The organism is Enterobacter sp. JBIWA005 (assembly GCF_019968805.1).
GTDB classification, from domain to species: Bacteria; Pseudomonadota; Gammaproteobacteria; order Enterobacterales; family Enterobacteriaceae; genus Enterobacter; species Enterobacter vonholyi.
In genome coordinates, this window is the sequence record NZ_CP074159.1 from 3,624,292 (window position 1) to 3,638,370 (window position 14,079).

3 protein-coding genes are annotated in these 14,079 nt (G+C 62.2%); all 3 read left to right on the plus strand.

What is annotated here, in order from left to right:
* The first annotated feature begins 325 nt into the window (after positions 1-325).
* The 3 genes from KGP22_RS17205 (at position 326) to KGP22_RS17215 (ending at position 14,071) form a co-directional block, all read left to right on the plus strand.
* The gene (locus KGP22_RS17205) at positions 326-10,393 is read left to right on the plus strand and encodes a BapA/Bap/LapF family large adhesin (protein WP_223580323.1); all 10,068 of its coding nucleotides are present in this window, start codon (positions 326-328) and stop codon (positions 10,391-10,393) included.
* A 79-nt stretch (positions 10,394-10,472) separates the two neighbouring features.
* The gene (locus KGP22_RS17210) at positions 10,473-11,876 is read left to right on the plus strand and encodes a TolC family outer membrane protein (RefSeq protein ID WP_111965879.1); all 1,404 of its coding nucleotides are present in this window, start codon (positions 10,473-10,475) and stop codon (positions 11,874-11,876) included.
* The gene (locus tag KGP22_RS17215) at positions 11,873-14,071 is read left to right on the plus strand and encodes a type I secretion system permease/ATPase (RefSeq protein WP_223580325.1); all 2,199 of its coding nucleotides are present in this window, start codon (positions 11,873-11,875) and stop codon (positions 14,069-14,071) included. Before KGP22_RS17210 ends, KGP22_RS17215 begins: the two co-directional genes overlap by 4 nt.
* The last annotated feature ends 8 nt before the right edge of the window (positions 14,072-14,079 follow it).

Consider the following 14,079-nt stretch of genomic DNA (forward strand, 5'->3'; position numbering starts at 1 on the left):
TCATTGTTTTGGCACTTATTTACGAAAGCTTAAGTTGCACAACTATCGTTTTCTGTCTATATCATTTTTATATTCCGAAAAATAATTCCTCTATTAAATACAGGGTTTTATAAGACACAAAACACCCATAAAAACTGTTCTCTTTTATAAGTCATTAGATTCGCTCTGATGTTGCCACTCTGAATTCTGGCGGGCATCGTGCGCGCTAAAAACGACGGTGAGTGCTGCGTTATAACAGCGACTGCGCCGGGGGCGCCCTTTACCTTCTGCAGAGATGGCTCGTCTTGCTCGCCGTTCATGACACATCTGCTGGAGTAATACCTAAATGAGCCAAATCTCTGTTATTTCAAAACTTACTGACGTGGAAACGACCACGGAAGGCACCCAGGTTACACTGAGCCATTCCTCTGTCGTCGAGCTCCATGTCGAGCGAGCGAGCGTCTCCCACTTCGCGCGAAATGGTAACGATCTGCTGGTTACGCTCCACTCCGGCGAGGTGATCACCCTTAAAAATTTCTACGTCGCGGACGCGCAGGGCGTGAGCCAGCTGGTGCTGCAGGACAGCCAGGGCGCTTTGTGGTGGATTGAAGATCCAACCGGAGCCGCCACGTACGAATCCATCGCGTCTACGGACATGCTGCTTGCGGCCTCCGGGAGCGACGCCGGTGGTGCCGCCATCTGGCCATGGGCCCTGGGCGGGATTGCCGCTGCGGGCGGCATCGCGGCGGCGGCAAGCACCGGCGGCGGTGGTGGTGATAATGGCAGCAGTAACAATTCGGCCGATCCGGATACGACAGCGCCGAACGCGCCTTCCGGCCTTAAGTTTTCTTCAGATGGCAAAACGGTCACCGGTACCGCAGAACCCGGCAGTACCATCACGCTGAAAGATGCGAACGGTAACGTCATTGGCACAGGAAAAACGGGCAGCGATGGCAATTTTACCGTATCTCTCGACACGCCGTTGACCAACGGCGAGCAGGTGACCGCCACCGCGACGGATAACGCCGGGAATACCAGCCCGGGCACGAATCTTACCGCCCCGGACACCACTGCGCCCGATGCGCCAGCCATCACCAGCGTAACTGACGATACGGCTCCACAGACGGGGGCAGTCAGCAACGGTGGCAGCACCAACGATCAGCGCCCGCAGCTTACCGGCACCGGTGAAGCGGGCTCGACCGTGACGATTTATAACGGCGGGATCGCCATTGGTACGGCGGTCGTCGCCAGCAACGGCACCTGGACCTTTACTCCTTCAGTTGATCTGGGCGAAAGCACTCACCAGATTACCGTGCGGGCAACCGACGCTGCCGGCAACACCGGGCCTGCCTCGCCGGTGTTTACCCTGACGGTGGATCTTACTCCGCCGGACGCCCCGACCGCGATTGTGCTGACCGACGATACGGGCGTTATCAAGGGAACCATCACGTCGGGCGCGCCTACCGATGCTTCACTGCCGATCCTGGCGGGAACGGGCGAGTCCGGCGGAACCATCACTATTTACGATAACGGCGTAGTGGTTGGCACAACGACGGTGCTGCCCAACGGCACCTGGAGCGTAACGCCGAACGGTCCGCTTCCGGACGGGACACACTCCATAACCGTCACTGAAACCGATGCCGCCGGAAACCTGAGCGCGACCTCAGAACCTGTCATCTTCACCGTGGACACCACGCCGCCGTTAGCCCCTGGAAACCTCGTGGTTTCAAATGATGGCGGCACCATCAGCGGTACCGCAGAGCCGGGCAGCACGGTGACCATCCTTGAAGGCGGCGCACTCGTTGGCACTCCAGTTGTTGCCGATAGTCAGGGTAACTTCAGCCTGACGCTGACCCCGCCGAAGCTCAACGGCGAAATCCTGACCGCTGACGCCACCGACACGGCTGGCAACACGAGTCCTACCACCTCCGCGGCGGCACCGGATATTACTCCACCGCAGACGCCAGTTATCGTGTCGGTGGTTGATGACGTACAGGCCTCCACCGGCCCCGTGGGCCCGAACGGGATCACCAACGACCGGGCGCCGACCGTGAACGGGACGGGCGAAGCGGGCTCGACCATCACGATTTATAACGGCAGCGATGTCCTCGGTACGGTGGTTGTTCCCTCTTCCGGCCTGTGGAGCTTTACGCCGCCCGCACCGCTAACCGATGGCACGTACGTGCTGACGGCGAAGGCGACGGACCCCGCCGGTAACCCGAGCGGGTTATCAGACTCCTGGACAATTGACGTCGACGGGACGGCACCTGGCGCCCCGGTGATTTCACAAGTCGTGGACGATGTCCCCGGGCGCACCGGCGCGATCGACCTGAATGGGACCACTAACGACACCACCCCGACGCTCAGCGGTACCGCCGAAGCAAACGCGACTGTCACCGTGCGCGTGGACGGTGTTGCTGTTGGTACGACCGTCGCCAATGGCCTTGGCGTATGGATCTTTACCCCTTCCACCCCGATCGGTGAAGGCCCCCATGATCTTACCGCCGTCTCGACCGATGCGGCAGGCAACACCAGCGGCGTCTCCAACACCTGGACTCTGACGGTTGACAGCGTGGCGCCTGATGCCCCAATCATCACCCAGGTGGTGGATGATGTGCCGGAACGCCTCGGCGCGCTCAACCCTAACGACAGCACTAACGACACCACGCCGACGCTCAACGGCACGGCTGAACCCGGCTCAACCGTCACCATCCGCCTCGATGGCACCGATCTTGTCACGGTTCCGGTCGACAACAATGGCGCGTGGACCTATACCCTCACGACGCCTCTTATCAGCGGGCCTCATACCTTTACCGTTGTCGCCACCGATACGGCGGGTAACACCAGCCAGCCGTCAGGCGGCTTCACCCTGACCGTCGATACCACGCCACCAGTGGCGGCAACCATCGGCACCGTGACCGATGACGTCGGCGGCGTTCAGGGTCCGCTCAGCAGCGGCGATACCACGGATGACACCAAACCGCAGCTGCAGGGCACCGCTCCGGCTGATGCGGCGATCACCGTTTATGACGGCACCACCCTGCTCGGCACCGCCACCCTCGACGGCAACGGCGGCTGGAGCTTTACGCCCGTTACCCCGCTCACCGACGGCCCGCATTCGCTGACGGTTCACGCCACCGATGCCGCGGGCAATACCACCATCTCCAGCCCGTTTGTGTTGACGGTAGATACCGTCGCGCCTGTCACGCCGGACGTGCCGGCCATCACCGTCAATCCTGACGGAACAGAAACAACGCTGAACCCGGGCGAAACCACCCGCGACACCACGCCAACCCTGAGCGGTACCGGCACGGCCGGCGATACCGTGACGATCTACAACAACGGCGTCAAAATCGGCGATGCTGTCGTGGACAATACCGGCAGCTGGTCGTGGACACCATCAACCCCGCTGCCCGGCGGTACCTATGACATCACCCTGACCGTCACCAACATGGACGGCACGGGCAACGAAAGCGCCCCGTCGCAGCCGGTTACCATCACCATTGATACCGAGGCGCCGGCTACGCCTGCGGCACCGACCGTCACCGACAGCGTCACCCAGATCACCGGCCCCGTACCCGATGGCGGAACCACCAACGATCCGCGCCCGGTCCTGAGCGGCACCGGGACGCCGAACGATATCATCAACATCACTGACACCGTCAACGGCATATCGACCGTCGTGGGCACCGTCACGGTAGACAGCAGCGGCAACTGGAGCTGGCGTCCTGGCAGCGACATTGCCGAGGGCAGCCACGCCTGGACCGCCACCGCCACCGATGAAGCGGGCAACATCTCTGACCCGTCGTCAGCGATTACGATCGTCGTGGATACCCTGGCACCGGCTACGCCAGCGATCAGCGCCGTGGGCGGTGAACCGAACGGAGGCTACATTACGGATACCACGCCGACAGTGGGAGGAACCGGCGTTAACGGTGAGACGGTGATCGTCTACAACAATGGCATCGAACTGGGTCGTGTCGTGGTGGCTAATGGAGAATGGAGCCTGACGCTCCCCACGCAAACGGACGGCCCGCTCAACATTACCGTAGTGGGAGTGGACGCAGCGGGTAACCTCAGCGCGCCGAGTACAGTCTTTACCGTCACGCTCGATACCGTTGCGCCTGAGATCCCCGTCATTAGTGCGGTAGCCGACAGCCAGCTTTCCAGTAACGTGCTCTACACGAAGGACGGCACGCCAACTCTTACCGGGACCGGTGAACCCGGCACCACCGTTATCGTTTCCGTAGACGGCACACCGTCTACAGTGCTTGTGACGGTCCAGCCGGGCGGCACCTGGAGCTGGACCGCCGACACGACGCTGCCGGATGGTCCTCATACGTTCACCGTCTCTTCCAGCGATCCAGCAGGTAATTCCTCCGGTGATTCAGTACCGCTGAGCGTGACGGTGGATACTGCCGCGCCTGCCGACCCGATCAACATGGCTCTGGCTCAGGAAGGAACGCCGCTAACCGGTACAGGTGAAATAGGAAGTACTATTACCGTGAAAGATAGCGGTGGCACGGTCATTGGTACAGGCGTTGTCGGCAGCGACGGCAGCTTCTCGATTGCGCTGAGTCCGGCGCAGCTGGATCCGACCACGCTGACCGTGAACGCTACGGACGCCGCAGGGAATGCCAGCGCGGGCGTGCCTTTTGTCGTCACCGACTCGTCGCTTGAGCTGCCGCAGGTGCCCGTCATCACGGCGATCGTCGATGATGCGGATCCGGTAACTGGCGATGTGAAAGGCAAAACGACCAACGACACCACGCCAACGCTTACCGGCACGGCCGAAGCGGGCAGCCTGATTACCATCTATCAGGACGGTAGCACGACGCCATTGACGACGGTGACCGCCGACGGCAGCGGTAACTGGAGCTATACGCCGGCGGCGCTTGGCGAGGGGCTGCACACCTTTGAAGTGACTGCGACCCTCAACGGCCAGACCAGCGGCCGCTCTCCGGCGGCCAGCGTCACCGTCGACCTCACCGCACCGGGCACGCCAACTATCGGCGCGGTGATTGACGACGTCGGTCCGGGCACCGGCCCGCTGACCAGCGGCCAGACCACCAACGACAACCAGCCGACCCTCACCGGCACCGGCGCGGTGGGCGATACCATCTCCATCTACAACAACGGGACGCTGCTGGGCAGCGTGCTGGTAGGCAACACCGGCACCTGGAGCTACACCACGCCCGCCCTGGCAGAGGGCAACCATGTCCTGACCATCCGCGAGACCGATCCTGCGGGGAATCAGAGCGGCCCTTCGGCGGGCTTCACCGTCGTGGTGGACTCCGTTTCCGCCACGCCGGTCATCACTAACGTCACGGATAATGTCGGCAACGCCGCCACCACGGTGGTCAGCGGCAGCGAAACGAACGACGCCACGCCAACCCTTTCGGGGACAGCGGACGCAAACAGCGTGGTGACCATTTTCGACGGCGGCACCCAGATTGCCGTGGTAACGGCTGACGGCACCGGCGCATGGACGTTTACCCCTGACACCGCGCTCGGCGAAGGCTCGCACAGCTTCACCGTCCGGGCGACCGACCCGCTGGGCAACGTCAGCGCGGTCTCTGCTCCCTGGAGCGTGGTGGTTGACCTGACCGCTCCGACGGTTCCGACGCTGGATAATGGGAACGACGACGTCCCTGGCGGCGTCCAGGGTAACCTCACCAGCGGCCAGGTAACCAACGACAGCACCCCAACCATCAGCGGCACCGGGCTGGCGGGCAGCACTATCCACATCATGAATAACGGCACGCAGATTGGTACAACGACCGTTGACGGAAGCGGGAACTGGTCCTTTACGCCGACCGCGCCGCTGAGCGACGGCAGCTACTCCCTGCGCGCGTATGCAACAGATACCGCAGGCAACGCCTCGGCGAACTCATCGGTCTTCGCTTTTACCATTGATACCGCAGCCCCCGGCGTACCGGTGGTGACCAGCGTGATTGACGATGTCGGTCCGGTCACCGGGACGCTCACGTCGGGTAACAGCACCAACGACGCGCGTCCAACCTTCAACGGCACGGGCGAAGTGGGTTCTACCGTGCACGTGATCGTTGATGGCAACGAAATTGGCACAGCGGTGGTCAATGCCCAGGGCAGCTGGACCTTTACACCGGGTACCGATCTGGGCGAAGGGCCACACGCCATCACCTTCAACGCCACCGATGCGGCGGGCAATACCGGCGGCACAACGACGCCGTTTACCCTGACGGTGGATACGGGCGTGCCGTCGGCGCCGATCATTTCAACCGCGGGTGACAACGTGGGCAGCATTCAAACCCCGCTCTCTTCGGGGCAGAGCACCGACGACACCACGCCAACGCTGAACGGCACCGCGACCGCCAACGCCACGGTCACCGTTTATGAGAACGGGCAGCCGGTCGGCACCGTTCAGGCGGACGGTACCGGAGCATGGAGCTTTACGCCATCAGCACCGCTGGGCAACGGCAGCCATACCTGGACCGCCACGGTCACCGATGCAGCGGGCAACGTCAGCCCGACCTCGCCGGGCTTTACCCTGATTGTTGATACCGCTGCACCAAACGCGCCGGTTATCAGCCAGGCGGTAGACGACGTGGGCAGCATCACCGGCCCGCTAACGTCCGGGCAAACAACCGACGATACCGTTCCGCGCCTTGTCGGGACCAGCGAACCGTTTGCCACCGTGAAAATATATGAGGGAGCTACGCTTGTCGGAACAGGCACTGCGGATAGCAACGGGAGCTGGAGTATCTTGCTCAACACCACGCTGACCGCGGGCGCGCACAGCTTCACCGCGCAGGCGACGGATGCGGCGGGCAATACCAGCCTGTCGTCCACCAGCTTCAGCCTCACCGTTGACACCACGCCGCCTGCGCTGCCGGTGCTGACCAGCATTCTGGATGACGTGGGCAATGCGGCGACGCCGGTTGCAAACGGCGGGTTCACCAACGACGCGCAGCCAACCCTCAGCGGCACGGCGGAAGCCGGGTCGACGGTGAAAATCTTTGATAACGGCGTACAGATCGGCAGCGTGACGGCGACCGGCGGCGCGTGGAGCTTTACGCCATCTCCGGCGCTGAGCAACGGCGCGCACACGTTGACCTTTACCGCCACCGATGCGGTGGGCAACGCCAGCGCACCTACCGCCGGGTATGTGATTAACGTCGATACCCTCGCGCCGGGCGCGCCGGTCATCAGTTCGGTGATTGATGATGTCGGCAGCGTTATCGGTCCGGTGACTGGTACGAATCCGACCAACGATACGCGCCCAACGCTAAGCGGGACAGCCGAAGCGAATGCCACGGTCAGGATCTACGATGGTATTACGCTGGTCGGCACGGTGACCGCCGATGGCAACGGCAACTGGACCCTGCCGCAAACCACCACGCTGACGCAGGGCACGCATAACTTCACCGCCACGGCCACCGATGCGGCAGGCAATACCAGCGCGGCGTCAGGCGTGACGACGATTATCGTCGATACGACCGCCCCAACGGCGCCGACCGGGACTCTCAACGCCGACGGTAGCGTCCTGACCGGGAGCGCGGAGGCGGGCAGTACCGTCACAATCCGCCTTGCGGACGGCTCGACGGTGACCGCCATTGCGGGCAGCAACGGCACCTACAGCTACACCTTCATTAACAAACAGATCGAAGGCCAGACGCTGCAGATCACCGCTACCGACGCCGCGGGCAACACCTCCCTGCCGGGCTCCGCCCTTGCACCGGTGTTGCCGCTCTCCGCCAGCAATAACGTTGAAGAGCTGAACCTCAGCACCACGGCGACCGTGACCAACAGCCAGTACAGCGACTACGGCTTCCTGCTGGTCGGCGCCGTGGGCAACGTCCTGACGCTGCTGGGCAATGACACGGCGCAGGTGAACTTCACGGTGGGCAACGGCGGCAGCGCGGATATCGTGGTGAATGCTAACGCTACGGGGGCGGTGCTCTCTCTGCTCAACACTCTTGAGCTGGTAGTTCAGCACTACGTCAACGGCGTCTGGACTACCGTGGTGGATACCGGCCAACCGCAGTTTGCCGATCTCCTGACCCTCGGCGCTACCGGCGTCTCACTGAACCTGACCGGGCTGGCCGACGGTAACTACCGCGTGCTTAGCTATAACACCAACCTGCTGGCAACCGGCTCCTACACCAGCCTCGACGTGGCGGTGAAAGAGACCGGTCCGGGTACGGTTACCGGAGATACCAGTCTCAACGGCAACGTGATCCTTGATACGGATCCGACCGCCGGCAGCGACAACGCGCCGGCCGGAACCACTATCTCCACGGTTACTAACGCGCAGGGCGTCACCACCAGCGTGAACGCCGACGGCACGGTGATCCAGGGCAAATACGGTACGCTGACCATCAACCGAGACGGCAGCTATACCTATAACCTGACCGACACCAGCGCTGCGGTCGTTGGCCGGACGGAGAGCTTCACCTACACCATCACCCATAACGGCGTCAGCGCGTCGGCGAACCTGGTGCTGTCTCTGGGTGCCGGTACGGTAATCAACGGCATTGTGGCAGTGGACGACACGGCCTCGCTGACCTTTGACACCACCGTGAGTGAGGTGAATAACGGCGCCTCGTCTCAGAACGGTTTTACCCTGGTGGGCATTAATCTCGGCAGCACGCTGGGGCTTAACCTGCTGGACGACATGACCAACCCGATCATCTACAACGTGGAGGAAGGGACGACCCGCACCATGACCATCCAGGCCTCCGTGGGCGGCGTGGCGCTGGCGTCGGTGTTCGACCTGTACGTCTATAAGTTCAACAATGCGACCCAGACCTTCGAGCAGGTTCGCGTCGAGTCGGGCTGGCTGCGCGCTCCAGTGCTGGGGGGTACGTCACCGCAGCTGACGCTGAACCTGCCTGCCGGGGAGTATCTGTTCCTGCTGAATACCGCATCCGGGATCGCCGTACTGACGGCCTACACGCTGAACGTCCTGCAGGACCATGTCTACAGCGTGGCGAGCATCAGCGAAACCACCACGGGCGACGTGCTGGCGAATGATCCGGTTCCAGCGGGCACGCTGGTTACCGAAGTGAACGGCGTGGCGGTCAACAGCAGCGGAACCACCACCATTCAGGGAGAATACGGCACGCTGACCATCAATTCGTCCGGTCAGTACACCTACACCCTGAGAAGCGGCGTAGGGGCGGACCATATCAGCACGCCGGATACCTTCGTCTACACCGTTACCGCGCCTGACGGCTCGAAGGATACGGCATCGCTCAACATCACCCCAACCGCGCAGGCGATGAATGCGGTGAACGATGTCAGCGCCACGATGGACCTTACCTCGGTACATCACACGTCGGTCTATTCGGATACGACCGTGGGCACCGCCAGCTGGACGACGGCCCTTCTCTCGTCAACCCAGGGCAGCGGCAGCGGAACCTTCGTGGTCGACGCGAATACCGCGCTGCACAACGCATCGCTGCATTTTAACGTGGCATCGCTGCTGTCGCTGACCGGGTTGACGGTGAACTGGTCCATCAGCGACGGCTCTGGCGTGATCCGCAGCGGCTCCTTCAGCGGGGCCTCGCTGCTGGGCGGCAGTATCGACGTCGCGCTGACCGGGCTGGATCTCAACGCCGGGACCTATACGCTGAACTTTACCGGTAGCGTCCCGGGGCTGAGCGTCGGAAACATCACCATTACCCCAAGCGTGAACGGCACCACCTACTCGCTGAGTAATTTCGACGTCACCGGCAGCCACACCGTCAACGGCAATATCTTTGACGGCACCGACTCCGGCGGCGTGCTGGATCAGCTCCACTCGGTGGATACCCGTCTGAGCGTGACCGGCTACAACGGCGTGACCACCACGCTGGATCCGTATACCGGCAGCGCAACGGTGAATATTGTCGGCCACTACGGCACGCTGGCGATCGGCGCTGACGGCCATTACACCTATACCCTCAACAGCGGGGTATCGCTCTCAACCATGACCTCGAAGGAGACCTTCAACTACACCCTGACCGACTCTGCAGGAAGAACGGACAGCGCCACGCTGACCATCAATATGGCGCCGCAGTTCATCAGCTCTGAGCATAACGACGCCATCACCGGTACGGCCTACGGCGATACGCTGATTTACCAGGTGCTGAACAGCACTGTGGGCAACGGTACGGGGGGTAACACCAGCAGTGCCGCGGGCGATCACTGGACCGGCTTCTCGCTGGCGCAGGGCGACAAGATCGACATCGGCGATCTGCTGGTGGGCTGGAACGGTAGCGCCGCGACGCTCGGGAATTATCTCCATGTCACTAATAGTAATGGCAATACCGTGATCTCCATCGACCGTGATGGTGCAGGGGGCACCTACACTAATACCACGCTCGTTACGCTTGATGGCGTTCAGACCACCTACGACGAGCTTGTTAACCAGCAACACATCATTACCTGATACCACCTGCAAGAGATGACCCGGGCGCGCAGCGCCCGGGCATAAATAATAAAGCCGTATTTTTTTATAGGGACATGACATGGGAATGAAGATGCCTTACTGGTGGCTCTCGTGCTGCCTGATATCTGTGCCCGCTTTCTGCGCAAATCCGGCGGCCACCATCAATACCGGACAGCTTCGCGAAACGCAGGAACTCCCCTCGCTCAACGGCCGCGTCGCACCTGCGGCTGGCAAAGCCGCACCCGGTTCATTGCAGCTTGGCGATGCCGTTAACCGCGCCGTCACCTGGCACCCGGCCATCAGCGAAGCCGTGGGGAAACTCTACCAGCAGAGCGAAGAAGTAGACGTCGCTAAGTCAAAATACTATCCGCAGATTAATGCCGGCGTGGACAACGGTTATTCCCACGACGGCGACCAGAACGGCTTTACGCCGTCGCTGGTGCTTTCTCTCTCACAGATGCTCTACGACTTTGGCAAAGTGGCAAGCCAGGTACGCGCCGAGAGCGCCGGCGTTGCCCAGCAGCAGGCCAACGTGCTGGTGAGTATCGACACTATCGCCCACGATACCGCCGTCGCCATGGTGCAGGTGCAAACCTGGCAGCAGATGGTTGAGACCGCTAAAGAGCAGCTCGACGCCCTCTCCTCTATCGGCACGCTGACGCGCCAGCGTAACGACGAAGGGGCCACATCGCTCTCTGACGTGGTGCAGACCGATGCCCGAATCGAAGGCGCGCGAGCACAGCTGATGCAGTACCAGGCCAGCCTGGACAGCGCCCGCGCCACGCTGATGAGCTTTCTCGGCTGGAACAGCCTGAACGCGATAAGCAATGACTTTCCGCAAAAGCTGGGCCGGAGCTGCGACATCGCCGAGCCGGACGACCGCCTGGTTCCCGCGGTACTTGCCGCCTGGGCGCAGGCTAACGTCGCCCAGGCTAACCTGGACTATGCCGACGCGCAGATGACGCCAACCGTCTCGCTGGAGCCGGAGGTGCGCCACTACATGAACGATCGCTACGCGGGCAGCGACACGCGGGATCGCACCCAGTATTCCGCATGGGTGAAAGTTCAGATGCCGCTTTATCAGGGCGGCGGCCTCACCGCACGGCGTAACGCTGCCGGACACGCGGTGGAGGCGGCGCAGTCCACCATTCAGCGCACGCGTCTTGATGTCCGCCAGAAACTGCTGGAAGCCCGCAGCCAGGTGATGAGCCTGCAAAGCACGCTGCAAATTCAGGGCCGTCAGGAGGCGCTCAGCGCACGCACCCGCGAACTGTACCAGCAGCAGTATCTTGACCTCGGCTCGCGCCCGCTGCTCGACGTACTCAACGCCGAACAGGAGGTTTATCAGGCGCGCTTCACCCAGCAGCAGACCCTCGGTCAGCTGCACCAGCTGCAGCTCAACTGCCTGTATAACACCGGACAGCTGCGTCACGCGTTCGATCTTGATAACCGCACCATCCAGACCGTGGAGATCCAGCCATGAAGCAGCGTGATATACCGCAAGGTGAAAACATGACGGATGAGGCGCTGGCGCAGTGGGCACAGGCCTTTGGTTTTGTTGCCACGCGCTATCGCGTCGCCTGCTCGCCCGGCGCGCTGATTGCAGGCGCACCCTGGCTGAAAGGCAAACCGATGGTGCCCGCCCTCACCCAGCTGGCCCGCGAAGCAGGGCTGTCGTTTCAGCTCCTTACCGACGATCGACAGGCGATCAACAGCTGGCGTCTGCCGGTTGTCGTAGCGATGAATGACGGCAGGATCGGCGTGATCGAGCATTTCGACGGGGACGATACGCTGGAAGTCAGCTTTTTCGACGACGAGACCTACACCAACCGGCTGTCGATGACGGCGATGCTGCCCGCTATACGCCACGTTATTGCCCTGCGTCCACTCGCCGCGCTAAAGGACAGCCGCGTGGATGCCTATATCTCCAAATATCGTCCGGACTGGCTCTACCGGCTGGTGATGCGCGATCTCCACCCCTACAGCTGGGTGATGCTCGCCGCGCTGTTTATCAACGTGCTGTCGCTCTCCGGGATCGTCTTTTCCATGCAGGTCTATGACCGGGTGATCCCCGCCCAGTCCTACCCGACGCTGTACGTCCTGACCATAGGGGTGCTGATTGCCACCCTGTTTGGTTTTGTGCTGCGCGTGGCGCGCGGGCACATTATGGATCTGCTGGGCAAGCGCTCGGATATGCGCGTTTCGGATCGCGTATTCGGCCACGCTCTGCGGCTGCGTAACAGCGCGATCCCCCGCTCCACCGGCAGCTTTATCTCACAGCTGCGCGAGCTGGAGCAGATCCGTGAGATGGTGACCTCGTCCACCATCTCGACGATTGTCGACCTGCCCTTCTTTTTACTGTTCGTGGTGGTGCTGGCAATCATCGCCCCGCAGCTGGCGTGGATCGCCCCGGTCGCGGCGGTGATCATGGTCCTGCCCGGCCTGCTGCTGCAGAAGAAGCTGGCGGAGCTGGCAAAGCAGTCGGCGCATGAATCAACCCTGCGCAACGCGGTGCTGGTGGAGAGCGTGCAGGGCCTGGAGGACATCAAGCTGATGCAGGCGGAAAACCGCTTTTTGCAGCAGTGGAACAGCTATATCCAGATCACCGCGGAATCCGGCCTGCGCACTCGCGAGCTGACGCAGAACCTGATCAGCTGGGGGATGACCATTCAGAGCCTGGTCTACGCCGGGGTGATTGTGGTCGGCGCGCCGATGGTGATCGACGGTACCCTGACCACCGGCTCGGTGGTCGCCGCGTCGATGCTGGCTTCCCGCATGATCGCCCCAATGGCGACGCTGTGCGGCGTGCTGGCGCGCTGGCAGCAGGTCAAAGCCGCAAAAGAGGGGCTGGACAGCATCATGCAGCTTCCCACCGAAAACCAGCGCGAGGAGACGCCGATCCGCCAGGACGTCCTGCGCGGACACTATCTTTTCGAGCAGGCGCAGTTCCGCTATCAGCCGGACGATCCGCGCATGGCGCTGCGCATTAATCGCCTGGAGATAAGGCCGGGAGAAAAAGTGGCGATCCTCGGGCGCAACGGCGCGGGCAAATCAACCCTGCTGCAGGCGATGGCGGGCGGGATGGACCTGGCGGCGGGCGAACTGCGGCTCGACGGCTTCAGCCTGCCGCATCTCGACGTGGCGGACGTGCGCCGCAACGTCGGCTTTATGACTCAGAACGCGCGGCTGTTTTACGGCACCCTGCGCGAAAACATCACCCTCGGCATGCCGCGCGCCACCGACGAAGAAATTTTCGAGGCGCTGGAGCTGACCGGCGCGGCGGGCTTCGTCCAGAAGCTGCCCAAGGGGCTGGACTATCCGATCATGGAAAACGGCGTAGGGCTCTCCGGCGGGCAGCGCCAGTCGATTCTGCTGGCGCGAATGCTCCTGCGCGATCCGAATATTGTGCTGATGGATGAACCCACCGCGTCGCTGGATGAGCACACCGAGCGGGAATTCATCCAGCGCCTGGGCGACTGGCTCGGGCATCGCACCCTGATCGTCGCCACGCACCGCGTACCGGTTCTGGAACTGGTGGAGCGCGTCGTGGTGTTAAAAGAAGGCATGCTGGTGATGGACGCACCAAAAGCCCAGGCGCTGAGCAACAGCCGTATGCAGCAGCAACAGCAGCAGGCAGCAACCGGACGGGAGTGGAAAAATGAAAATCAGTCAGCGTGACGTGGCGG